General features: G+C 34.0%; 26 protein-coding genes and 2 riboswitches. Of the genes, 16 read left to right on the top strand and 10 right to left on the bottom strand.

Going from position 1 to position 22,193, the window contains the following annotated elements; translation table 11 throughout:
• The first annotated feature begins 371 nt into the window (after positions 1–371).
• The gene (gene ltaS, locus AC3WJF_RS16985; protein ID WP_492454317.1) at positions 372–2,291 is read left to right on the top strand and encodes a lipoteichoic acid synthase; all 1,920 of its coding nucleotides are present in this window, start codon (positions 372–374) and stop codon (positions 2,289–2,291) included.
• Positions 2,292–2,371: 80 nt separating this feature from the next.
• On the opposite strand, the gene AC3WJF_RS16980 is transcribed toward ltaS, so the two are convergent.
• From AC3WJF_RS16980 to AC3WJF_RS16970, 3 genes are all read right to left on the bottom strand, one after another.
• Positions 2,372–2,833, bottom strand: a complete 462-nt coding sequence (locus tag AC3WJF_RS16980) for a YndM family protein (RefSeq protein ID WP_492454315.1) — start codon at positions 2,831–2,833, stop codon at positions 2,372–2,374.
• 176 nt (positions 2,834–3,009) lie between these two features.
• Positions 3,010–3,438: a hypothetical protein gene (locus AC3WJF_RS16975; RefSeq protein WP_492454313.1), complete on the bottom strand. Its 429-nt coding sequence runs from the start codon at positions 3,436–3,438 to the stop codon at positions 3,010–3,012.
• Positions 3,439–3,478: 40 nt separating this feature from the next.
• Positions 3,479–3,967 carry an Hsp20/alpha crystallin family protein gene (locus tag AC3WJF_RS16970; protein WP_492454311.1) on the bottom strand — a complete coding sequence of 163 codons (489 nt, stop codon included), beginning with the start codon at positions 3,965–3,967 and terminating at the stop codon, positions 3,479–3,481.
• A gap of 142 nt (positions 3,968–4,109) precedes the next feature.
• Here AC3WJF_RS16970 and AC3WJF_RS16965 point away from each other — a divergent pair, with 142 nt between their 5' ends.
• Complete coding sequence (locus AC3WJF_RS16965; RefSeq protein ID WP_492454309.1) at positions 4,110–4,367, top strand: hypothetical protein; 258 nt, start codon at positions 4,110–4,112, stop codon at positions 4,365–4,367.
• A gap of 7 nt (positions 4,368–4,374) precedes the next feature.
• Here the strand turns inward: AC3WJF_RS16965 and AC3WJF_RS16960 are convergent, their stop codons facing one another.
• On the bottom strand, positions 4,375–4,533 hold the full coding sequence (locus tag AC3WJF_RS16960; RefSeq protein WP_492454307.1) for a hypothetical protein: 159 nt from the start codon (positions 4,531–4,533) through the stop codon (positions 4,375–4,377).
• An 83-nt stretch (positions 4,534–4,616) separates the two neighbouring features.
• Positions 4,617–5,066, bottom strand: a complete 450-nt coding sequence (locus AC3WJF_RS16955) for an OsmC family protein (protein ID WP_492454305.1) — start codon at positions 5,064–5,066, stop codon at positions 4,617–4,619.
• Positions 5,067–5,233: 167 nt separating this feature from the next.
• On the opposite strand from AC3WJF_RS16955, the gene AC3WJF_RS16950 reads away from it, so the two are divergent.
• The 11 genes from AC3WJF_RS16950 to AC3WJF_RS16900 all read left to right on the top strand — a co-directional run bounded on the left by AC3WJF_RS16950 (position 5,234) and on the right by AC3WJF_RS16900 (position 14,637).
• Positions 5,234–6,286 carry a M42 family metallopeptidase gene (locus tag AC3WJF_RS16950; protein WP_492454304.1) on the top strand — a complete coding sequence of 351 codons (1,053 nt, stop codon included), beginning with the start codon at positions 5,234–5,236 and terminating at the stop codon, positions 6,284–6,286.
• Between the two features lie 224 nt (positions 6,287–6,510).
• Positions 6,511–6,951: a type I restriction-modification system subunit M N-terminal domain-containing protein gene (locus tag AC3WJF_RS16945; RefSeq protein ID WP_492454302.1), complete on the top strand. Its 441-nt coding sequence runs from the start codon at positions 6,511–6,513 to the stop codon at positions 6,949–6,951.
• Between the two features lie 312 nt (positions 6,952–7,263).
• Entirely contained in the window at positions 7,264–7,773 is a 510-nt protein-coding gene (locus AC3WJF_RS16940) for a S4 domain-containing protein (RefSeq protein WP_492454300.1), read from the top strand.
• 57 nt (positions 7,774–7,830) lie between these two features.
• Positions 7,831–8,874 carry a DmpA family aminopeptidase gene (locus tag AC3WJF_RS16935; RefSeq protein WP_492454298.1) on the top strand — a complete coding sequence of 348 codons (1,044 nt, stop codon included), beginning with the start codon at positions 7,831–7,833 and terminating at the stop codon, positions 8,872–8,874.
• Between the two features lie 39 nt (positions 8,875–8,913).
• Positions 8,914–9,156 (top strand): YueH family protein, encoded by a 243-nt coding sequence (locus tag AC3WJF_RS16930; protein ID WP_492454296.1) that lies wholly within the window; start codon positions 8,914–8,916, stop codon positions 9,154–9,156.
• 201 nt (positions 9,157–9,357) lie between these two features.
• Positions 9,358–10,926 carry a peptide chain release factor 3 gene (locus AC3WJF_RS16925; protein WP_492454294.1) on the top strand — a complete coding sequence of 523 codons (1,569 nt, stop codon included), beginning with the start codon at positions 9,358–9,360 and terminating at the stop codon, positions 10,924–10,926.
• Positions 10,927–11,046: 120 nt separating this feature from the next.
• A complete protein-coding gene (locus tag AC3WJF_RS16920; protein WP_492454292.1) occupies positions 11,047–11,199 on the top strand; it encodes a hypothetical protein in 153 nt (50 codons plus the stop codon).
• A gap of 3 nt (positions 11,200–11,202) precedes the next feature.
• Positions 11,203–11,673 (top strand): hypothetical protein, encoded by a 471-nt coding sequence (locus tag AC3WJF_RS16915; RefSeq protein ID WP_492454290.1) that lies wholly within the window; start codon positions 11,203–11,205, stop codon positions 11,671–11,673.
• 81 nt (positions 11,674–11,754) lie between these two features.
• A riboswitch (yybP-ykoY riboswitch) is annotated at positions 11,755–11,917 on the top strand.
• 31 nt (positions 11,918–11,948) lie between these two features.
• A complete protein-coding gene (locus AC3WJF_RS16910; protein WP_492454288.1) occupies positions 11,949–12,716 on the top strand; it encodes a TerC family protein in 768 nt (255 codons plus the stop codon).
• A 146-nt stretch (positions 12,717–12,862) separates the two neighbouring features.
• Positions 12,863–13,612, top strand: coding sequence for an RNA polymerase sigma-I factor (gene sigI, locus AC3WJF_RS16905; protein ID WP_492454286.1), 750 nt, complete (start codon positions 12,863–12,865; stop codon positions 13,610–13,612).
• Positions 13,609–14,637: an anti-sigma factor domain-containing protein gene (locus tag AC3WJF_RS16900; protein ID WP_492454284.1), complete on the top strand. Its 1,029-nt coding sequence runs from the start codon at positions 13,609–13,611 to the stop codon at positions 14,635–14,637. Before sigI ends, AC3WJF_RS16900 begins: the two co-directional genes overlap by 4 nt.
• 22 nt (positions 14,638–14,659) lie before the next feature.
• On the opposite strand, the gene AC3WJF_RS16895 is transcribed toward AC3WJF_RS16900, so the two are convergent.
• Positions 14,660–14,857 (bottom strand): alpha/beta-type small acid-soluble spore protein, encoded by a 198-nt coding sequence (locus AC3WJF_RS16895; RefSeq protein ID WP_492454283.1) that lies wholly within the window; start codon positions 14,855–14,857, stop codon positions 14,660–14,662.
• A 189-nt stretch (positions 14,858–15,046) separates the two neighbouring features.
• On the opposite strand from AC3WJF_RS16895, the gene ykzP reads away from it, so the two are divergent.
• A complete protein-coding gene (ykzP, locus tag AC3WJF_RS16890) occupies positions 15,047–15,214 on the top strand; it encodes a protein YkzP (RefSeq protein WP_492454281.1) in 168 nt (55 codons plus the stop codon).
• Complete coding sequence (locus tag AC3WJF_RS16885) at positions 15,207–15,359, top strand: hypothetical protein (protein ID WP_492454279.1); 153 nt, start codon at positions 15,207–15,209, stop codon at positions 15,357–15,359. Before ykzP ends, AC3WJF_RS16885 begins: the two co-directional genes overlap by 8 nt.
• Positions 15,360–15,365: 6 nt before the next feature.
• Here the strand turns inward: AC3WJF_RS16885 and AC3WJF_RS16880 are convergent, their stop codons facing one another.
• Positions 15,366–17,111, bottom strand: a complete 1,746-nt coding sequence (locus AC3WJF_RS16880; protein ID WP_492454277.1) for a B12-binding domain-containing radical SAM protein — start codon at positions 17,109–17,111, stop codon at positions 15,366–15,368.
• A 435-nt stretch (positions 17,112–17,546) separates the two neighbouring features.
• Here AC3WJF_RS16880 and AC3WJF_RS16875 point away from each other — a divergent pair, with 435 nt between their 5' ends.
• Entirely contained in the window at positions 17,547–18,644 is a 1,098-nt protein-coding gene (locus AC3WJF_RS16875) for an ATP-binding protein (RefSeq protein WP_492454276.1), read from the top strand.
• Between the two features lie 19 nt (positions 18,645–18,663).
• Here AC3WJF_RS16875 and mtnA read toward each other — a convergent pair whose 3' ends face one another.
• From mtnA to AC3WJF_RS16860, 3 genes are all read right to left on the bottom strand, one after another.
• Entirely contained in the window at positions 18,664–19,710 is a 1,047-nt protein-coding gene (gene mtnA, locus AC3WJF_RS16870) for an S-methyl-5-thioribose-1-phosphate isomerase (protein ID WP_492454274.1), read from the bottom strand.
• Between the two features lie 18 nt (positions 19,711–19,728).
• Complete coding sequence (gene mtnK, locus AC3WJF_RS16865) at positions 19,729–20,925, bottom strand: S-methyl-5-thioribose kinase (protein ID WP_492454272.1); 1,197 nt, start codon at positions 20,923–20,925, stop codon at positions 19,729–19,731.
• Between the two features lie 120 nt (positions 20,926–21,045).
• Positions 21,046–21,202, bottom strand: a riboswitch (SAM riboswitch).
• Between the two features lie 79 nt (positions 21,203–21,281).
• Positions 21,282–22,064 (bottom strand): carbon-nitrogen family hydrolase, encoded by a 783-nt coding sequence (locus AC3WJF_RS16860; protein WP_492454271.1) that lies wholly within the window; start codon positions 22,062–22,064, stop codon positions 21,282–21,284.
• Positions 22,065–22,193: the final 129 nt, after the last annotated feature.

Genomic DNA, 22,193 nt, shown 5'->3' with positions numbered 1-22,193 from the left:
GTTTTCTTTCGTATTATTGTTAATTAGAAGAAATTGTTTCAGAAACAGGACAATTTTAGAAAAGATATCATTACTTTATGAAAATACCTCTTTTTTCTATTGCCGATTATTCCTTTCTTGATTAAAATAATAAAGTTAAAAAGTTTAGTAGGAATGACGCATCCAATGATTTTGTCGAAATACAAAAGATTTTCTTTTGTCTTTTTAGTTGTATTTGAATTGAAAATTAATTGGAACATGTTTATAGTATTTATATGCCATAGTTAGTACTGTTAATTTTTGTTATGACAGGTAATATGGTCTGGTTTACACTAACGCTTGTCCGATAATTAGTGTATTTACCATAGTTATGTAATAAAAGAGGTGCAAAAATGAAAAACTTTCTAATGAAATGCCAAAGTGTATTTAACAAACATCTTGGTTTTTTCTTTTTAGCTGTACTATTATTTTGGTTGAAAACGTATTTTGGGTATGTCAATGAATTTCATTTAGGAATTAGTAATTCCCTACAAAAATTTCTACTATTTATTAATCCAATAAGTTCTGCGATTTTCTTTTTAGGACTTGCATTATTGGCAAAGGGAAAAAGAGCATATATTTGGATGATTATTATAAATTTTTTATTGTCGTTCTTACTATATGCTAATATCGTTTACTATAGGTTTTTTAGTGACTTTATTACGATCCCTACACTTACTCAAACAAAAAACTTTGGAGATATGGGTGGTAGTGTACTTGCACTGTTGAGGCCACACGATCCGCTGTATTTCTTAGATACCATTATACTTATTATTATTGCTGTATTTGCTAGACCGGAGCCTATTCGGTTAGGGCGCAGAAAAGTTTTGTCTGTCTATGCAGCTGCTATCTTAGCTTTTTGTGTTAACTTAGGTCTTGCTGAAAAGGATCGTCCAGAATTACTTTCTAGAACATTTGACCGAAACTATTTAGTGAAGTATTTAGGTACTTATAATTTTACAATTTATGATGCTATTCAAAACACAAAAACTTCTGCACAAAAAGCATTTGCAGACAGCAGTGATATGACAGAGGTTCAAAATTATGTGAAAGCTGAATATGCTGAACCTAACACTAAATATTTCGGGAAAGGTAAGGGTATGAATGTTATTTACATTCATCTCGAGTCATTCCAAAACTTTTTAATTAATTATAAATTAAATGGTGAAGAGGTTACTCCATTTATTAATTCTTTCACAAAGAATAAAAACACATTGTATTTTGATAACTTCTTCCATCAGACAGGTCAAGGGAAAACATCTGATGCAGAATTTATGTTAGAAAACTCCTTGTTTGGTCTTCCACAAGGATCCGTTCTTACGACAAAAGCATTAAATACATTCCAAGCAATGCCTGCTATTATGGATCAAAGAGGGTATACTACAGCTGTGTTCCATGGAAATTATAAAACCTTCTGGAACCGTGACGAGGCATACAAATCATTTGGTTTCGATAAGTTCTTCGATGCAAGTTACTATGATATGAATGATAGTGATGTATTAAACTATGGTTTAAAAGATAAGCCTTTCTTTAAGGAATCCATACCAATGCTTGAAACATTGCAACAACCGTTTTATGCTAAGTTTATTACGTTATCAAATCACTTCCCGTATCCTATATCAAATGAGGAAGCAAGTATTGGCCCTGATAATACTGGTGATCCATCCGTTGATAGATATTTCCAAACAGCAAGATATTTGGATGAGGCAGTTAAAGAATTTGTCGATTATTTGAAGCAATCAGGATTATATGATAAGTCCATTATCATTATGTATGGGGACCATTATGGAATTTCCGAAAACCATAATAAAGCTATGTCACAAGTAATGGGCGAGAAGGTTGGTGCATTCGAAAATGCCCAGTTACAACGTGTACCGCTAATTATTCATGTTCCTGGTATGAAAGGCGGGGTAAAGCATCAGTATGGTGGAGAGATTGATGTTTTACCAACTCTTGAACATTTAATGGGAATTGATACAAGAGATTACATTCAATTAGGGACCGATTTATTGTCGAAGGATCATTCTCAAGTTGTACCATTCCGTAACGGAAGTTTTGTAACTCCAACTGTTACTTCAATAAATGGAAAGTACTATGATACAAAAACTGGTGAACCAATCAAGAAAAATAGTGAAATCAAAAAAGATGAACAAATGGTTCAAACGAAGCTGCAGCTTTCCGACAAAGTGGTTTACGGTGATCTTTTACGATTCTATACACCAAGCGGCTTTACACCAGTAGATCGTTCACAATATGACTATAATCATCATTAATTAGAAAAGCGGAAATGCCGATAGGCGTTGGAGCTAGACAGAGAAGGCTGACTTCCTTATTCTAGGGGTCAGCCTTTTCACTATTTATTTTCTGATTCGCTATCTCTATCTTTTTTCAAATCTGGATGGAGCTCTTCGGAGGATTCCATTTGGTATCTTGCACGTGATGGTCTGTAATAATATGTTTGTCTTTCATGAATAAATGCCTTTAATAAATATATGTGATAAAAATATTCGAATGCTGTAATCGCAAAAGCTCCAACTAATGAGCTAAAATATAAAAGGAGTATATGATTATTTAAACTGTATGCATTTAGTCCCCAAATAATGGAGAATGCTATTCCTAAATCGACTGCTGTTGCAACTACATTATTTGATTTTGGTAATACGATTAAGTCACCAATAATATAGGAGATTGCACCAAGTACAATGGTAATTAATAAAACTCTTCCAAATGACATATTATAAGCGAGTCCTAAGATTGCATATAAGATAACAAAAGTAGCAACACCTTTTATACCAATGGATAATAAACGCTTCATTTTAAAGTAACCCCTTTATCGTAAAAATGTGATTAAAAACTTATTTATAAGTTTTACTAATCGTTTTGACAATATACATGTCCACTATTGAAAATAGCCCTTTAAGCAATAGAAAAAAAACGACAAATGCTTGTCGGTTTTTCACGAGTTAAAAAACTTGCAGATTCTCTAACAAGTTATCGAGCTCTTACATTTATTTTAGGAGCTTGTACATTTTTTTCATGTTGTCTTTTTTCTTCTGATGATTTTTCTTCTTTATTTTCTTTATTACCTTCCGTTTTCAAATGATCATAAAAGCTTCCTTCACCGTATGTAGCACCGATATTTAATCTTCCTTGTAAATCTTTTATCCCTAATTGACCAAAAGTGTTATTTAATTCAACTTTATCGACGGTGAGCTTTTCAACATTTAGTCGTTCGACCACAATAGGTGGTTGAAGGGAATTTTCCCTTTTTTGTTTTTTGAGCTCTTGAATTTCATTAACTAAGCTTTCCAATTCTTCATACTTTGCTAATTTATTTTCTAATAGGATGATCTTTTTTTTCATTTGTTTTAGAGAAGAATCGTTTTTTATAAAATAGTGGAATATTTGTTTTAATGACATGCCATTCCCCACACCTTAATTTGAATTTAATTAAAAAGTCTTATTCAATATCGATTGGTTCTGCATTTCTAATTGTCCGCTCAAGAGTAATAATCAATAATCCATTAAAGTATTTAGCCTTGATTTTTGATGAGTCAATTGATTCTGTAAGTCTAATTGCCCTTTCAAATGGACCATATTGTCTTTCTACAGAAATAGATTGTGCATTTGGAATTACAGGCCGTACAATCCCTTTTAAAATTACTGTGTCATTAGTCACTGCAAGATTTAAATCTTCTTTAGCAACTCCAGGTAATGTAGCAATGATATATATAAACTGATCATCTGAAAGAATATCGACCATCGGGAAAGAAATTTTTGGAACGACATTTTGTTCCATTGTAAAGGGTGGTGAAGGCTTGTTCGTTGTTGGTGCTTGTTGTCCGTTCGAGTTTGGGTAGTTAGAATCGAAAATAGAGTTCCAAAAGTCTCCACTTCCTTGAACTTGTTGGGCAAATTGTAACCATTGCCTTATTTTATCTACGTCCATTTCTTGTGCACCCCATTTCTAATAATTTCGATTCTTGATTAGAATAATATACACATTGGTGGTAATCTCTAAAGTATAAATTGAGAAAATTTCATAAATAACATCACTATTTCATATATATACACAGAAGATAAGGAGGGATATGATCTTGGCTGCACCTTCTATTAACATTAATATTTTTGTTTTGAAAATTAATTCCTTTGAAAATTGTTCTGCGGTAAATATCGGTCAAAACTTATTGGCAGATTGGCATAATTCGGATAAAAAAAACCAGGGGTTTGGTCAACTTATGGGGGATGACTCTCCAATAATCGGAACAAGAAGTCTTGTAGATGACAGAGATCAAATCGATTCTGCATCGTCCTTCGAATCAGTACCTTTTAAAATAAAAAATGACTGACATATCGTCAGTCATCGCTTGGATCTACTTCATCCCAGGAGAAAGTGGTGACACTTGTATAATCGCCTGCTTCAACTTCTGTTTCCGTAGCTACACGATCAAGTTCCTCAGCATCGTTTATCCCAGGAGCAACTGTAGGTTCTTGATTGTGCTTTTTCTTTTGCATGAATATAAACCTCCTAACCATCATTTATGCAGTTAGTTTATCCATATTCAGTTAAATAATAAGGTAAGCATGAAAGGAAATATTTATTTTTCTTCTTCGATGATTGCCTCCAATCCAATTTCCACATTACCTTGAATTGCCCTAGAAATCATACAGCTTTTTTCGGCTTTTTCCGTTAATTGCTTTACTTTTTCTAGTTGTTCATTTAAATTTCCCTTATTTAATACAATATGTGGGCGATGAATGATTTTTTTATATGTAATGACACCTTTTTCTACCTCTACTATGCCTTCGGATTCAATGGTTAGACTGCTTACACTTATTTTCCTTCTTTCTAGCATGGCGGCAAGCGTAATAATATAGCATGTGGCAGCTGCACCTAAAAGCATTTCGTCAGGATTCGTGCCAACACCTGGGCCATCCATTTCTGGAGGAATAGAAATCTTTGTTTTTAGGTTTTTTGTTTCTAAATCTCCAACGCTATTTCTACCTTCAGGCCAATTGATTTTTAAATGAAAATGATGTTCTTCCATTAAAATTCCTCCTATATCCTTCTAATTACATTATAGTATAAAAACAATTCGTGCATATAAGCTTTTTGACTGTATTGTTTCCGAATTTTCCAATATAATAATGTCATACAGTGAAACCTTCGACTAACGGCTATACGTTAATGGTAGGATAAAGGAGAGAAATAATAATGAATACATACGGTAACGCAAGAGAAACAATGCAATTAATAAAAGAACTTGTTTCCATTCCTAGTCCATCTGGGAATACATCAAAGGTTATCGATTTTTGCGAAAACTTTTTAGAAGAGTACGGAGTTAAGATGGAAAGAAACCGTAAAGGAGGTCTCCTAGTTACCATTCCAGGTAAAAATGAAGGGAAGCATAGAATGCTAACAGCACATGTTGATACGCTTGGTGCAATGGTAAAGGAAGTAAAAGCAAACGGGCGTTTAAAACTCACGATGATTGGCGGCTTCCGTTGGAACTCTGTGGAAGGAGAATATTGTGAAATTGAGACCTCTGCAGGAGATATCTATACTGGTACCATTTTGATGCATCAACAATCTGTTCACGTCTATAAGGATGCAGGAAAAGCGGAAAGAAATGAGGAAAATATTGAAGTTCGAATCGATGAAAAAGTGAAAAATGCGGAAGAGGTACGTGCACTAGGTATTGAAGAAGGGGACTTTGTATCCTTTAATCCACGGGTTGAAATAACAGAGAGCGGCTATATAAAGTCAAGACATTTAGATGATAAAGCAAGTACTGCTATTTTATTAAGGTTAATCAAATATATTCAGGAAAATAATTTGGAGCTTCCTTATACAACCCATTTCCTTATTTCTAATAATGAAGAAATTGGTTATGGCGGAAACTCAAATATCACTCCGGAAACAGTCGAATATCTAGCGGTGGATATGGGAGCGCTAGGTGATGGTCAAGCATCCGATGAGTATACGGTATCGATTTGTGCGAAAGATTCAAGCGGTCCTTATCATTATGGTTTGAGAAAGCATTTAGTCAATTTAGCTAAAGCAAATGAAATTGATTACAAAGTTGATATCTATCCTTTCTATGGATCAGATGCTTCCGCTGCCATCAGGGCAGGATTTGACATCGTTCATGGATTAGTAGGTCCTGGAATCGAATCTTCACATGCATTTGAAAGAACACACGAAACCTCAATTGCAAATACAGAAAAATTATTATTTGCATATGTTCAATCTGAAATGGTTATCTGACATAATGATTTTAAATATTGGTGTCCTAGATGTTTACTCATAAGGACACCTCTTTTTATTGCTTAAGAAATGATAAAATTTAATACTATGGATAGCTATACTAAAAAACGTTTGCGTTTAGTTTCAGAGCCTATGGGCGAATGGTAATTGATTCTTATCAAGCATTGACTCACATTTTTCTAAAATATGCTTCATTTCAACCATTTTCTCATCCCCAATAACAAATGCTTTCAGTTGAAATGATTACACTTAAGATGTTGTCAGATCAGTTCGACAAGGAAAGAATGGAGATACGAAATGATTTTTTAGTTAGAGGAATCTGTATTAAGGAAGTGGATGGATTAATTGAAGAGCCGTCTTACTACCAAATAAAGTTCATACCTGTGCATGCACGTTGGAATCATATAAGTAATGAAAAGAATCAATTGGCACAATGCATTCATAAAGCGTTAACAGATTTATCCTCATCCTATGATAAAAAATGGGTCATTGAGAATTTTACGATTGCCAACATAATTAATATTTTGGATTTGTATCGGTTTTCGAATAGATCTTCTTCTGAAAGAGAAATAGAAATACAACAATTGAAGACATGGATTGAGGATAATAATGTTGACTCTAAGGAAGCTTTACTTTATAGCGCTTATTCAGAATTATTAAAATAGATATAGATGAAACTTTTACAGTATGGTAAAATATTGTTAAGTTTATTTGGATAGAAAGGAAAGATTCGACTTTATGCCAACATCTACTTTGTAATGGACCCAATAACTGGATATGACTTCACTGGAAAACACTGTTTTTCTCCTGGGGAGAGGTCTGTCTATTTATCCCATTACAAAGGAACGGAACAAATCTGTAGTATCGAAGTGTACAGAGGTTCTCTTTTGGGAATCTCTTTTTTATATTTGCAAAACTTCATACTAAATTTATCCAAATAATGTTGCGTTCCTTTATCTTATTTGAGGTGAAGGAAAATGCAAGAAATTCAAATGTATTGGAATATTGCTCATGATGAAGCAGAAGAAATAATCTACAAGCATTGCAAAAATTGTGGAAAAACAGTTCCATATAAAGACACACTTATTCGAAGACATAATGCAAATGGGAAGAATATCTATCGCTATGCTATTTATAAGTGCGAAAAAAATCATACATGGAACCGGAAACTTAGAATATATAAAGCTTTTACAGATCATGTAAAAGTATTCGAAACAAAAGAAGAAAGTCATCTGCCGATTATTGATGAAATGAATATTGAATGGAATAAATTTATGGAACAAGGCAACTGTACTGTTTCGATTATTATCCAACATATTATTGGAAATAGGCATAGAATTGATAAAACATTGGCAGAACGTATTCCAGATTGGAGTCGTTCGCAAATTGTTCAAAAAATAAAAGATCAATCGGTATTAATTAATCAAGAATCATGTAAACCTAGTCAAATATTAATGAAGGACGATATTATAACTATTTGTTTATAATAATATGTTTTCCCTGCATTCTTTGGATGCAGGGAGTAGTCCTAGAAGGAGAATAGTATGAAAGCTAGTGTTGCTGGAATCAAAATCGGATCGTTATTAACGGGTGAAAAGAATTGCATTACGGATGTAAAAGGTGTTCATGTTGGACATGTTACTTTAAAGGAAAATGTAAATGCTGAAGACTGTATACGAACAGGTGTAACTGCAATACTTCCGCACAGTGGAAATCCATTTAAGGAAAAAGTGATGGCAGCAAGTTTTGTAATCAATGGCTTTGGGAAGACAGCTGGCCTTGTTCAAATTGATGAACTAGGACTTCTAGAATCTCCAATTTTACTAACTAATACATTTTGTGTAGGGAATGTATTGCAAGGATCCTTACAATATATGCTACAAGAAAATCCGGAAATTGGAGATACCACTAGTTCCATTAATATTGTAGTTGGAGAATGTAATGATAGTTATTTGAATACAGCACGTCTATTGTCTGTTACACCTGAGCATGCTATTGAAGCAATTAAAGCGGCATCACAAGACAAAGCTGAAGAAGGTGCAGTCGGTGCTGGTACAGGAACGATGTGTTTTGGATATAAGGGCGGTATTGGTTGTGCATCTCGAATTATTCCATTTACAGAAAATGAAACATTTACAGTTGGAATTCTTGTTCAAAGTAATTTTGGTAAGAAAGATGAATTTTATTTTGATATAATCAAACAGGAAGATAAAGGTGAGCGACCGGACGGATCGATTATGATGATCCTTGCGACAGACGCCCCGCTGTCTGATCGACAACTGAAACGATTAGCAAAAAGATGTCCAATTGGGCTTGGCAGAATTGGAAGTAATATTCATCATGGCAGCGGGGATGTTGTGATTGCTTTTTCTAATGCAACAACAATCTCACATGAACAAAAGAACGGTAAGGAAAACATAAGTATATTAAGAGAAGATCATCCAATTATGAATTTGCTTTTTCAAGCAGTTGCAGAGGCAACAGAGGAGGCCGTTCTAAACTCATTGCTGCAGGCAGACACAACAACAGGAAGAAAGGGTAGAGTAGCAGAAAAACTGCCAGAAAATATAATAAATGAATTAAAATAAGCATCGTTTCCATTCACTAGCTTTTAGGAGGTACACAAAATGAAAATCAGGAAGACGGCAATTTTAAATAAGCAGGAAGATCTTTATATTTATGAAAATAAAAAGGATGATTATTTTGTTGTTGCTGTTCCCGTTATAGAATGGTCAACGTATTTTACATATGACGATAGTAAGGATATGCTTGTAACACAATGGTCTGAGAGCCTAAAAGAGAAGGTTGGCGGTGAACAAGTAGCATTGGAACTAGCATTAAAAATATATGGGTGGACAAGAGAAATGTAATAACCGATAATTGGTGATGTTGCAGATAAATTTATATTAAGCAATTTAAGTGATTATTGTTGATTTTAGCATTATGCGTACATGTGTACGAGTATTACTCTGAACAATTAATTTTAGTGAACTTGTACGTATATGGCGGTTTGACTGTATACACTATTAAGCAAAGAATAAATGATTATAGGAACGAAAGGAAATTACATCATGACTTTTAAAGAAGAGGTTTTATCGAGAAGAACCTTTGCAATTATTTCACATCCAGATGCCGGAAAAACAACCTTAACAGAGCAATTGCTTTTATTTGGTGGTGCTATACGTGCTGCTGGAACAGTAAAAGGGAAGAAATCAGGAAAATTTGCCACATCTGACTGGATGGAAATCGAAAAGCAAAGAGGTATTTCCGTTACATCATCCGTTATGCAATTTGAATACAACGGAAACCGTGTAAATATATTAGATACTCCTGGGCACCAAGATTTTAGTGAAGATACTTATCGAACATTAATGGCGGTAGACAGTGCTGTTATGATTATTGATTCTGCAAAAGGGATTGAGGATCAAACGATTAAGCTGTTTAAGGTTTGCCGAATGAGAGGGATACCAATCTTTACTTTTATCAATAAACTGGACCGCCAAGGGAAAAGTCCGCTCGAGCTTCTAGCTGAGCTTGAGGAAGTATTAGGGATTGAGTCATACCCGATGAATTGGCCGATTGGTATGGGTAAAGAATTTCTTGGGATATATGATCGATATTATAATCGGATCGAGCAATTTCGGGTGGATGATAATGAAAGATTTATCTCACTTAATGAAGATGGTGAAATTAGTAATGCCACATCTAAGCTGAAACAATCCGGACTATACGAACAAGCATTGGAAGAAATATTGTTATTAAATGAGGCAGGAAATGAATTTTCTCGTGAGAAAATCGCAGACGGTACATTAACACCTGTGTTCTTCGGTAGTGCACTTACGAATTTTGGGGTGCAAACATTTTTAGAGACATATTTGCAATTTGCACCTTCACCACAGTCGCGTAGTTCTAATGAAGGTCTTATTGAACCGACTTCTGAAGAATTTTCCGGATTTATTTTTAAAATCCAGGCAAACATGAACCCCGCCCATCGTGATCGGATCGCTTTTTTGCGCATTTGTTCGGGTGAATTTGAAAGGGGGATGAATGTTACTTTATCAAGAACAGGTAAATCCATCAAACTTTCTCAATCCACTCAATTTTTGGCGGATGATCGTAGCACGGTCAATAATGCGGTAAGTGGAGATATCATTGGAATTTATGATACTGGTACGTATCAAATTGGTGATACTTTATCTTCTGGAAAGAATAAGCTTCAATATGAAAAATTGCCACAATTTACTCCGGAATTGTTTGTAAGGGTATCTGCCAAAAATGTGTTGAAGCAAAAACATTTCCATAAAGGTGTTCTTCAGCTTGTTCAAGAAGGAGCTATACAGTTGTATAAAACCTACAGAATGGAAGATTATATTTTAGGGGCAGTTGGACAATTACAGTTTGAAGTTTTTGAACATAGGATGAAGAATGAATATAATTCTGAAGTAATTATGGAACATATTGGATCTAAAATTCCACGTTGGATTGATGAATCCCAAGTAGATGAATCTCTTTCAAGTTCCCGTAGTCTTTTAGTAAAGGATCGCTTTGATAAACCAGTATTCTTGTTCGAAAATGATTTTGCATTACGGTGGTTTCAAGATAAACATCCAGATATTAAACTTAGCAACCCAATGGAATAATTACGAAGAAAAACAGGTATACAAAACAATACCTGTTTTTTCTTTTTACAATTGCATAAAATACGGTAACGTAGGGAAAATTATGGATGACTTCTTTTATGACTACGAAAGGAGAATCTTATGAGCTCAAAAGAGAAATCTTCATTTGATGTGGCCGAATTTTGGCTTACTTATTTAAATGGACCCGAAGGTATCGTTGACAATGAACTTAATGAAATGGACGAGGATTCCTATCCGCTAGATGTTGACCAAACAAAGACATTTAAAGGTTAAAAAATGAAGAAAGTGGAGCCACTAGAAGCTATTTTATGGAGTATTGCATTACCAGGTTTTGCGCAACTGTTATCTGGGTCAATAGTTAAAGGAATATTGTTCATTTTTTTAGAGTTTCTTATTAATGTAAAAAGTAATTTTAACGAGGGTATTATGCTTAGTTTCTTAGGGCAAACTGTTTTAGCTAGTGAAAAAATAAATTATCAGTGGCTCATGTTCTATCCATGTTTATATATGTATGCAATGTGGGATGCGTATAAACTATCACAAGATAGGGTTAAAAAATATAGTTATCTTCCTTTCGCATTTGGAGCATATTTTGTAACAGTTGGCCTCATGTATTCACCACTGATTAAAATCCATAATACGTTAATCGGACCTATTTTTCTGCCTATTATTTTTTTAATACCAGGGTTGCTTATTGGGCATATCATTCGTTTGATTTTGAATAAAACGTATAAATCTACCACCTAACCATTAATTTAAATAAAGGTGAAGTTATTTATTGCTAAACTATTTTTCATGCATTATAATAAGAAAAAATAATATTACTTTGACAATGTCAAAGGGGAGTAGCTTTGGATGTGAATACATCTAATCAAAGTCGTCATTACATGAAGAAATTCATCGGCTTTGTTGGCATTTTACATATGTCTAGCAAGACCTTTGCCTATAAAGGGCAGAGGTCTTTTTTGCGTCCTTTATAGGATTATTGTTTTAATAGTGAAAAATAGGAGGCAATCATTCATATGGACATTTCATTGCTGTTGGAGTATGGTTGGGTATTACTTGTTTTAGTAGGTTTAGAGGGGATTTTAGCGGCCGATAATGCAATTGTAATGGCAGTGATGGTTAAACATTTACCAAAGGTAAAGCAAAAGAAAGCACTTTTTTATGGTTTATTGGGTGCGTTTCTGTTTCGCTTTCTAGCCCTATTCATAATATCCTTCTTAGTAGATGCCTGGCAAATACAAGCAGTTGGTGCTCTATATTTATTTTATATTTCTGGCCATCACCTTTATAAAAGTAAAAAGGGAATAGCAAAGGATAATAAGAAACCTAAGGCAAGTCTATCTTCCTTTTGGATGACAGTCTTAAAGGTCGAAATAGCCGATATCGCTTTTGCAATTGATTCAATGCTTGCATCTGTTGCACTCGCCATCACTTTAAAACCTACAGGATGGTTTCATATTGGCGGAATCGATGGAGGTCAATTTACGGTGATGTTGCTTGGAGGGATAGTAGGACTCGTTATTATTAGGTTTGCTGCAAATGCTGTTGTAAAACTCATGCGCCAGTATCCAGGACTAGAGACAGCCGCATTCCTTATTGTAGGTTGGGTTGGGGTAAAACTCACTATCCTAACTTTGGCTAACGAAAAGATAGGAATTGTGGATTCTCATTTTCCAGAATCTTTAACTTGGAAAATAGTATTCTGGGTTGTAGTAATAATGATTGTTTTAACAGGATATATAACTGCGAAAAAAAATACGATAGAAATAAGTCAAGATATGTAAAAACTGCTGGGATCAGCAGTTTTTTATTTTATCTCCACCCTCACAAATAAGTAACCTTTGTCGTACATTTATATTGATTGAAATAATTTTGTAATTACATAGAAAAAGAATCTAATTTCCTATCCATGCTATAATAGTAGGATGGGGTGAAATCAATGCTGAATCTGCTATCAAAAGAAAAAAATATGTCACTGGAAGAAATAGTAGTATCTATTCAAAACGGTGATGAAGCAGCCTTATGTGAATTGCTTTCGAAGTATAAGCCTTTTATAAAGAAAACGGTTTCTACCGTTTGCAAACACTATATAGATGATAGTGATGATGAGTTTAGCATTGGTCTTATAGCATTTCATGAAGCTATTATGAAATATGACCAAAATAGAGGTTCATCCTTGCTTGCATTTGCAGAAGTTATTATAAAACGGAAAGTTATTGATTATATTCGGAGTAATTCTAAATATAAGGAATACAATACACAATTAGGCATCAATGATAACGATACAAACGGTAATTTGCAATCAATAGAAAACAACTTATCCATTGAGGATTTTCATATTAAACGGGATGAAGAAAAAAGAAAAGAAGAAATTATTCGCTTCGAAGAATCGTTGAAAATGTATAAGCTTTCTTTTAAAGATTTAATCAAACATTCCCCTAAACATGAAGATGCAAGAATCAATGCTTTCATGGCAGCGAATGAAATTGTAGATGATCATGAGCTTTTAGAACAATTAACACAAAATAAAAAGCTGCCAATGAAATTACTTGAAAAAAGAGTAAATGTAAGTCGGAAGACGCTCGAACGAAACCGTAAATATATTATCGCAATTGTATTAATATTAACGGGTGACTTTCTTTATTTGAAGGAGTATATAAAAGGAAGGTTAGTGGGATGAGAAAAGGAGTTATACTCGAAATTAAGAAAAAATATTTTGTCATGCTAACTCCAGATGGAGAGTTTGTAAAAGGCATGAAGCCTCATGACGACTTTAATATTGGGCAGGAGATTGCCTTTGACCCTTATATAAAAAAACTTCATTTCCCACGGGCTTTTATTCCCGCTAAAATCGGTAGTCTTGCAGCTGTAGGTATATTTATTATTTGTTTAATATTTTTTAACGTGCTAAATCAAAATAGGGCATATGCGTATGTATCCATTGATGCGAACCCTAGTGTTGAACTTGTATTAAATAAATATTTGCAAGTAATTGATGCACATGCACTTAACCGAGATGGAAAAAGAGTATTATCGAAAATAAATGTAGAAGGTAGACAGAACTTTGAAGATGTGGCTAAAAAAGTTCTACTCCAAAGTAAATCGCTTGGCTACATAACTGATGACTCAAAAGTCGTCATTGCATCTGTTCTGAAAAATGATCACGAAGCAAAGAATAAGATGAAATTAGAGAGAAAAGTTCAGGATTTGGCTCCTGTAGCAGAAAGCTTTCATGCAAGTCTACAAGTTGTCAATGCATCGATGAATGAGAGAAAAGATGCTTTAAAAAGCGGTGTATCGACTGGTCAATATATGATGAAGAAAAAAAACAAAAAAAATGTTAAGAGCAAAAGCTCCATGAACAACGAATTACAACATGTAAATCCTTCACAAAATTTGAACATCACGAATGTTAAAGCTGAAAAAAAACAAAAAATAAAAGAAACACAAAATAAAACGAAGATATTACCAAAGAAAAAATATAGTCATCAGAATCAAATCGAAAAGAAAAAACATTATAAAAAGAATAAAAAAATTAAAGCTATTAAAGAAAACCATCATCGGACTCATCATTCGAATAAACATTTTAAGTTCAAACATGAGGATAAAAACCATAACCATAACCATAACCATAACCATAACCATAACCATAACCATGGCCATAGCAATCATATTAAAAGCAAAAATGAAAGGAAAGGGAAATAATTTTAATTCCCTTTCCGTTTTTTTATTTATTAAAACCAGATAGTTCTGATTGTGCTTGTTTTACTAAGCGCTTTGTTATTTCTCCTCCTACAGAGCCATTTGATCTCGAAACGGTGTCAGATCCAAGATTAACACCAAATTCCTGTGCAATTTCGTATTTTATCTGGTCTAAATATTGTTCGACACCTGGAACTAATAATTTATTACTGCTTCTTGTCATAAATCCTTTCTCCCTTCAAAAATATAAATGGTGTTGCTGTGTAGTAATAGTATGAAATAAAAAATGAGAAACATAAGTGGAAAATTGTTGAATGAAATAATAATTACAAAGTCTTCTTTTAATTAAATTCACTGCTTTTGGAAAACATAACAATGAGTATTACAATACAAAAGAGAAGAGGATTTGATTATGGTAAAAAGAAAAGCTGAGGCAAACGCAGCTGAAAAAAATAATAAAACACCAAAAAAAAACCTAGCTGAGTCTGAATTTGCTACAGAATATTCAAGTGGCGAAGAAACAGCGAAACATGGAAATCGGAATTCTAAGCAAGGTAGGAAAGGAAAAAACAATGGATAAAAGGGAACAGGAAATTATGACAAATGAGGAGCTTGGTTCTGAAGTTGGAGATATCAATGCTGTGAAATTCTTTGAACTGAGTCAAGCTACCAAAAACAAGGATAGAAAGAAAGACAATGAAAAAAGAAACAATAGTGCCAAATAAATGGCATTATTGTTTCTTTACCGGGAAAATTGTTGACTTACCTGAAAAAGGATCAAAGTAAATAAGTATATATGAAGGATTTGCTTCCAGTATTTTTGAATGTAAAAATGAACTACTTTCAAATGGAACTTCTTCAATAATGGTATGCTTCAATAGGTCTTTTTCAGAAAGTGACAAAGCTTGAAATGAATCTCCTAAATGTTCTGGATGGTTTTTTATATAATTATAAACTTGTGTACTTTCCTCTTTGCCTATTTTTTGTTCCCACCATGACTTTCTAGGCTTATAACGATGTTGTTTTAAGTAATCGTATTTCATCAGTCCTTGCACTAATTCAAACTCGGACGCATGAATACTCTTTAGAAATTGACTTAACCTTTTAAATAAATCCTCTAATTGATGTCCAATACGGCCCCAGCCTTGTTCCTCCCAAAAAGTCCCAAACTCTTGAAAAAAATCAAATGGTGTTTCAAATATTTGGGTCACCAAATACTCAATTGTTTCATCCATTCGGTGATCATTCCAATATTTTTCTAATACATCTTCTACTTGCTTTATTTTGACTACATCTTCAAATGATAAGACATTATTTTCGAGAATTTCATATGGAGCATGATCCATATAGACATAGCCATGTTCCTTTGCTCTAATTCTTACCCCAGTACCTCTTAACATTTTTAAAAATCCAAGCTGTAATTCTTCTGGTCGTAATGCAAAGACATCATTAAATGTTTTTCGAAAGGATTGATAATCTTCTTCTGGTAAACCGGCTATAAGATCAAGATGCTGGTCAATCTTTTTGCCTTCCTTCACCATCGTAACGGTTCTAGTTAGTTTTTCAAAATTCTGTCTCCTCTTTACTAGATCATTAGTAAGGTCATTTGTTGATTGAACTCCAATTTCAAATCGGAATAAACCTTCTGGAGCATTTTCATTCAAAAAGCTAATAACCTCTGGCCTCATAATATCACCAGTGATTTCAAACTGAAAAACAGTACCTGGTTTATGCTCATCAATTAAGAATTGGAACATCTCCATAGCATAGCTGCGGCTAATATTAAAAGTTCGGTCGACAAATTTAATGGTCTTTGCACCGTGATCCATTAAGAAACGAATGTCATCTTTAATTCTATCTCTGTTAAAATAACGGACTCCCACTTCAATGGAAGATAGACAAAACTGACAGTTAAATGGACAACCACGGCTAGTTTCTACATATATAACGCGTTTAGAAAGATGTGATAAATCTTCATCAAAGCGAAATGGGGATGGGAGTTGTTTTAAGTCAATTTTACTTGGAGCTGGATTTATGACTATTTTTTCATCTTTCATAAAGGAAATGCCTTGGACATTTTCTATACTCATTTGTCCATCAAGTGCTTTCAGTAGTTGTTTAAATGTTTCTTCCCCTTCGCCTACTACTATATAATCAACCTCGGGCAATCGTTTTAACCAGTAGGTAAAATCATAGGTTACTTCCGGACCGCCAAGCACAATTTTTAACTGTGGCATAATTTTTTTGATCACTTTAATAACTTGTATCGTTTCTTCTATATTCCAAATATAGCAGCTGAATCCTAATATATCTGGTTTTTTTGAAAATAAATCTGATACAATATTCATTATAGGATCTTTAATAGTATACTCAGTTATTTTTACATTGAATTCAGGTTCTGCATATGCTTTTAGATAGCGAATCGCTAAATTAGTATGGATATATTTTGCGTTTAATGTACTAACAATAATGTTCATCTTTTTTTAATCTTCCTCTACTTTCCTATTCGGTGGGCGATTGTTTAATGGTAAATAAAATAATTGTTTGTGATCAATTGCTCTTTTCTTATACTTTGGCGTTTATTTTAATCAAAACCTCATAAATTTCCCAGCTTATTTTAAAATAGATGTTATTTAAGAAAAGATGCACCGGAACTTTCGTTTTTTAGTATTTTGCTCAAAGAGCGAAAAGCAACAATTTATACAAAAACAGCCCAATCAATTTATTTTAACGAATGTCCGCAAAAACCTCAATGTCTGATATTATTTTAAAAAAATGGTTAAATACGCAGGAATTTTTGGTAAGGTACCGAAAGTATTGGATATAACAAACTATAATAAATGTTTTTTGGGAATTTTAGCATGTAAATATAGAAATTTCATGTATAGACGAATAATTAGGAGAGAGTGTGAATGGATATTAGTGATGAGCTAATAAAGGAGAGTCAATTAGCATTTGATAATGAAAAAAACTTCGATTTAAAGAAAAGTGATAAGCTATATAGAAGTCTTTTTGAAGAGGCATTTGATGGGATGATTCTATGGAATCTACAAAAGAAAATCGTGGATGTAAATCCTGTAGCTGCAGATATTCTAAATTCTAAAAGAGAAGATATTATTGGAAAAGATATTTGGGAAATTATTAATCCGAGGATTAAAGTTGAAATTGAGGCACATATCGCAGAGTTAGAAAGACAAGGAACTGCGGATTCTATGGTAACTATTCCGACTAGAAATGGTAACATGTATTTCGAATTTAGCTCTAAAGGAAATGTTACCTCTAACTTAAGCTTAACTGTCATTAGAAATGTCACCGAAAAAATAGGGTTGCAGGAGCAATTACAAAAATCGGATACACTAAGTGTAGTAGGCGAATTAGCCGCTGGTATTGCCCATGAAATACGAAACCCAATGACTGCTCTAAAAGGATTTATTCAGTTACTGGAAATGAGTATGAAGGAAGATCATTCCATGTATTTTAAGGTCATTATGTCTGAGTTAAGGAGAATTGAATCTACCATAACGGAGTTTTTAATCCTTGCCAAGCCGCAAGCTATCCAATTTAGATACCATGATATGAGAATGATAATGAATGATACATTGGAGCTATTGAATGGTCAGGCATTAATGAATAATATTCAATTTAAGAACGAATATGAAGAAGAACTTCCAGAGGTATTTTGTGAGCCCAATCAAATGAAGCAGGTTTTCATTAATATCATCAAAAATGCCATTGAAGTAATGCCTTCAGGTGGATTTGTTACGATAAAGATTGATAACAAGCCAAATCAGTATATACATATAGTTATCGAAGATGAAGGCGAAGGAATACCCGAAAAGAAGATAAAACGACTAGGGGAACCTTTTTATACAACGAAGGATCGCGGGACAGGATTAGGATTAATGGTGAGCTATAAAATTATCAAAGAACATAAAGGGAAAGTAGAGGTTGAAAGTAAAGTTGGAGTTGGCACCAAATTTCATCTATATATCCCAATTAAAAGAAACTAGCGGTAGGCTAGTTTCTATTTTATACGATATTTTTGCGGATTTGTTCAGTATAATCAGGATAAAGTATCCCTTTTTCCGTAATAATCGCAGATATTAAATGATTCGGAGTAACATCAAATGCTGGATTAAACACATTTGTATTTTCCGGAGCAATGGTCGTATTGGCTATTTGAAGGACTTCGTTTGCGTGTCGTTCCTCAATCGTAATTTCATCACCAGTGTTAATGGATAAATCAAAACTTGATGAAGGTGCCGCAATATAGAATGGTATGTCAAGTGCTTTTGCTATAAGTGCAAGCCCGAACGTTCCAATTTTATTAGCTGTGTCCCCATTAGCAGCTATTCGATCTGCTCCAACAATTACTGCTTTTATATCTTTTGATTTCATTGTATGTGCTGCCATATTATCAGTAATTAAGGTAGTTTCCACACCAGATTGCTGTAATTCCCAGGCAGTTAATCTTGCACCTTGTAAAACAGGTCGGGTTTCACAAATGTATACATGAAATTGTTTTCCTTTTTCCCTTGCAAGGTGAAAGGGAGCAAGTGCTGTTCCGTATTTTGCAGTAGCAATAGAACCGGCATTGCAAATGGTCATAACTGAATCACCAGGATTTAGCAAAGTTAAGGCGTTCTCACCAATTTGTCTGCACATTTCCTCATCCTCTGCTTGAATTTGAAAAGCCTCATGAAGAAGCGTTGTTTTTGCTTCATTTATGGAGCGAACATTTTCTAGCGATTTATTCATACGATTAAGTGCCCAAAATAGATTGACTGCAGTAGGTCTTGAGCTAGCTAAATATTTTTTTTCTGTTTCGACCTTCAATTTAAATTGTTCTATTGTTGCAGTGTCATATTTTTGAGCAGACATCGCAAGTCCATATGCCGCCACAATTCCGATGGCTGGCGCACCACGAACTTTAAGCGTAACGATTGCATCATACACATCTTCAATTGTTAATAAGTCAATATAATCTGTTTGATGGGGAAGATTCTGTTGATTTAGAAGCTTAATATGATCTTCTTTCCATTCTACAGAAATGGGAATCCGTAATGTGTGAACCATGTATATACTCCTTTTGTGTTATATTTCTTTGATGTTATGTTTTATAAGTGGAATAAAATCCTGGATGCTATTTATCGAATTACGATTATGAATACATACACTGCCCAGTTTCAATGCTTTCTTTTTGGCGGCAATTCGTACATCTTTCTCCGTAATTTCATCTAAATCCTTAACATGTGAAAGTCCAATTGTTCTGCGAATTAATTCACATCCTGCAAAACCGATGGAATCAGTGAATATTTTTTCAAGGATATAAGGCAAGTAGCTATCAACTTCTGCAAATGGTTCAAGGCAATCCTTCTGCCATGAACTGATAAAAATAGATTGAAATGTCTCCCATGTTTTTTCAATATGATCAAGAATTATTTCTCTTTGCTCACCTTTTCTTATGATAACTTGAAAAATTAAATTCGCTAAGAATTGTCCTACATCGAAGCCGAATGGGCCATAAAAAGCAAACTCAGGATCAATGACCTTTGTTTCTTTTTTGCTGGCAAAAATGCTGCCTGTATGTAAATCTCCATGTAGAAGTGCCTCCGTTTCAGTTAAAAATTGTTTCTTTAACTTGGCAACCTCGAATTTTAACGATGAATCTTTCCAAATCTCATGGACGGACTCCTTAAGTTCTTCTTCATAATCATTTGTATCTATATCGAAAAATGGATCTGTAAAGACTAAGTCTTCAGTAATTTTACGCAACTCTGGGTTGGAAAATTGTGTCACCAAGTCCTTCTTCTTGAATGGGTGAAGAGCATAGTCTGATGTATAGAACAATGTCTTTGCTAAATATTCACCGACATGCGAAGAAAGAAGTGGATAATTTTGTCCATCTAGTAAGCCAGTACGTACGATTGTTAAATGAGATAGATCTTCCATAACAGTAATCGCTAAAGCTTTGTCCGTATGATAAACCTTTGGTACAAGATGCGGCACAAATTCACCATGAATTTTTAAGGCATTGGCCTCGATCTCTGAGCGATGGATGGTTAGTGGCCAGCTTTCACCTACAACTTTAGCATATGGCAGTGCTTGTTTTACGATAATTCCTTTTTGACTTTCATTATCAAAAATATGAAAAACTAGATTTAAATTTCCATCACCTATTTCTTTACAAATCAAGTTTTCTTTATTATTGAATAATTGTAAATGGATAGCTAAATCAATCACTGATTCCACCGTTAATGGCGTGTATGTATTTTCCTTTGCTATTGCCATTTTAATTCCTCCTCCTGATAAAAGCATTAATGCTATTTAGAAATTTTCTGTTTAGGAGGCTTTTCAACAATAAGAAAAGCCTCTTTCCACATAGAAAGAGGCTTGAAGTCATCTTCGCACCTCTTATCTGCCAGAAGGAAATTCTTCTGTTGGAATTAGCACCGTGCCTTCGTGGGAAAATCCCGGCGCAAAAACATAGCGCCCCGTTTTACAACGGTATTACGGTCGGTTGCTGGGCTTCATAGGGCCAAATCCCTCAGCCTGCTCTTGATAAGAGAAAATTAGGTAATAATCAAATATTCAATTAAAGCTATTTTACAAACATGAAATTCTATTTGTCAATAAAAAAAATAAATTTAATAGAATTCTGGCAATCTATCAGTAAAAACAGGGATTGTGTTCCGGACTTTTGAAACGGTTTCTATATCAATTTCTCCCATGACTAGATCTTCGTTTTCTGTTCCTTCTGAAATGATTTCCCCCCATGGATCGATAATAAGCGAATGTCCAAAAAAATGGTTCTTAGGGTCACTGCCAACACGATTGCAGGCAATAACGTAGCATTGATTTTCAATAGCTCTAGCTATCAATAAGCTTTTCCAGTGATGTAACCTAGGATTTGGCCATTCGGCTGAAACGAAGATCGCCTTTGCTCCATTTAACGCATGCTTGCGAATCCACTCCGGAAAACGAATATCGTAGCAAATAACTGTGCCAAATGTTTCATTTTCCAGTTCGAATAATCCGTCTCCTTTCCCACCTTGAAGATACAGGTGCTCATCCATCAATTTAAAAAGATGCAGCTTATCGTATTCTTTAACCAATTGTCCATTACGATCCACAATTAGCATCGTATTGAAGATTCCATCGTCTGTTTTTTTCGCAACGGATCCTCCAATTAGGTGTATTTTATATTCCTTCGCTGCATTTTGCAGAAAACTCAAAGATTCTGCTGCATTTTCATCGCCAATTTCGGATAATCGAGTTAAATCATATCCAGTAGTCCATAGTTCGGGCAGTACGGCAATATCACATTTTTCCTCTGCAGCTTTTTGAATCCATTTTCTAACTGTTGTGTAATTTTTATCTGGGCAGCCATACTCAATATCCATTTGAATGCAGGCAATCTTCCACTTCATCAATACCACTCCTCGAAAAATTCCTTTACATCGTCTTGTTTTCGTTATAACATTTGTAATTAGATTTTGAAAGAAAAATTTAAAAGCAATTAAATATTCAATACAATTACTGTTCAAAACTTGATAAAT

It is taken from the genome of Heyndrickxia sp. FW510-T9, assembly GCF_058781025.1.
The sequence above is the reverse complement of the archived record's forward strand: the minus strand, read 5'-3'. Positions and strand labels throughout refer to the sequence as shown.

Excerpts from the sequence above, each read along its gene's own strand:
- AC3WJF_RS16910 (WP_492454288.1), top strand. The coding sequence starts at position 11,949 with ATGGACATTTCATTGCTGTTGGAGTATGGTTGGGTATTACTTGTTTTA.
- AC3WJF_RS16895 (WP_492454283.1), bottom strand. The coding sequence starts at position 14,857 with ATGACAAGAAGCAGTAATAAATTATTAGTTCCAGGTGTCGAACAATAT.
- ltaS (WP_492454317.1), top strand. The coding sequence starts at position 372 with ATGAAAAACTTTCTAATGAAATGCCAAAGTGTATTTAACAAACATCTT.
- AC3WJF_RS16980 (WP_492454315.1), bottom strand. The coding sequence starts at position 2,833 with ATGAAGCGTTTATTATCCATTGGTATAAAAGGTGTTGCTACTTTTGTT.
- AC3WJF_RS16920 (WP_492454292.1), top strand. The coding sequence starts at position 11,047 with ATGAGCTCAAAAGAGAAATCTTCATTTGATGTGGCCGAATTTTGGCTT.
- AC3WJF_RS16945 (WP_492454302.1), top strand. The coding sequence starts at position 6,511 with ATGCTTTCAGTTGAAATGATTACACTTAAGATGTTGTCAGATCAGTTC.
- AC3WJF_RS16885 (WP_492454279.1), top strand. The coding sequence starts at position 15,207 with ATGGATAAAAGGGAACAGGAAATTATGACAAATGAGGAGCTTGGTTCT.
- mtnA (WP_492454274.1), bottom strand. The coding sequence starts at position 19,710 with ATGGTTCACACATTACGGATTCCCATTTCTGTAGAATGGAAAGAAGAT.
- AC3WJF_RS16955 (WP_492454305.1), bottom strand. The coding sequence starts at position 5,066 with ATGGAAGAACATCATTTTCATTTAAAAATCAATTGGCCTGAAGGTAGA.
- AC3WJF_RS16950 (WP_492454304.1), top strand. The coding sequence starts at position 5,234 with ATGAATACATACGGTAACGCAAGAGAAACAATGCAATTAATAAAAGAA.
- AC3WJF_RS16935 (WP_492454298.1), top strand. The coding sequence starts at position 7,831 with ATGAAAGCTAGTGTTGCTGGAATCAAAATCGGATCGTTATTAACGGGT.
- AC3WJF_RS16880 (WP_492454277.1), bottom strand. The coding sequence starts at position 17,111 with ATGAACATTATTGTTAGTACATTAAACGCAAAATATATCCATACTAAT.
- AC3WJF_RS16975 (WP_492454313.1), bottom strand. The coding sequence starts at position 3,438 with ATGTCATTAAAACAAATATTCCACTATTTTATAAAAAACGATTCTTCT.
- AC3WJF_RS16960 (WP_492454307.1), bottom strand. The coding sequence starts at position 4,533 with ATGCAAAAGAAAAAGCACAATCAAGAACCTACAGTTGCTCCTGGGATA.
- mtnK (WP_492454272.1), bottom strand. The coding sequence starts at position 20,925 with ATGGCAATAGCAAAGGAAAATACATACACGCCATTAACGGTGGAATCA.
- AC3WJF_RS16860 (WP_492454271.1), bottom strand. The coding sequence starts at position 22,064 with ATGAAGTGGAAGATTGCCTGCATTCAAATGGATATTGAGTATGGCTGC.
- AC3WJF_RS16940 (WP_492454300.1), top strand. The coding sequence starts at position 7,264 with ATGCAAGAAATTCAAATGTATTGGAATATTGCTCATGATGAAGCAGAA.
- ykzP (WP_492454281.1), top strand. The coding sequence starts at position 15,047 with ATGGTAAAAAGAAAAGCTGAGGCAAACGCAGCTGAAAAAAATAATAAA.
- AC3WJF_RS16875 (WP_492454276.1), top strand. The coding sequence starts at position 17,547 with ATGGATATTAGTGATGAGCTAATAAAGGAGAGTCAATTAGCATTTGAT.
- AC3WJF_RS16965 (WP_492454309.1), top strand. The coding sequence starts at position 4,110 with ATGATCTTGGCTGCACCTTCTATTAACATTAATATTTTTGTTTTGAAA.
- AC3WJF_RS16970 (WP_492454311.1), bottom strand. The coding sequence starts at position 3,967 with ATGGACGTAGATAAAATAAGGCAATGGTTACAATTTGCCCAACAAGTT.
- AC3WJF_RS16915 (WP_492454290.1), top strand. The coding sequence starts at position 11,203 with ATGAAGAAAGTGGAGCCACTAGAAGCTATTTTATGGAGTATTGCATTA.
- AC3WJF_RS16900 (WP_492454284.1), top strand. The coding sequence starts at position 13,609 with ATGAGAAAAGGAGTTATACTCGAAATTAAGAAAAAATATTTTGTCATG.
- AC3WJF_RS16925 (WP_492454294.1), top strand. The coding sequence starts at position 9,358 with ATGACTTTTAAAGAAGAGGTTTTATCGAGAAGAACCTTTGCAATTATT.
- AC3WJF_RS16930 (WP_492454296.1), top strand. The coding sequence starts at position 8,914 with ATGAAAATCAGGAAGACGGCAATTTTAAATAAGCAGGAAGATCTTTAT.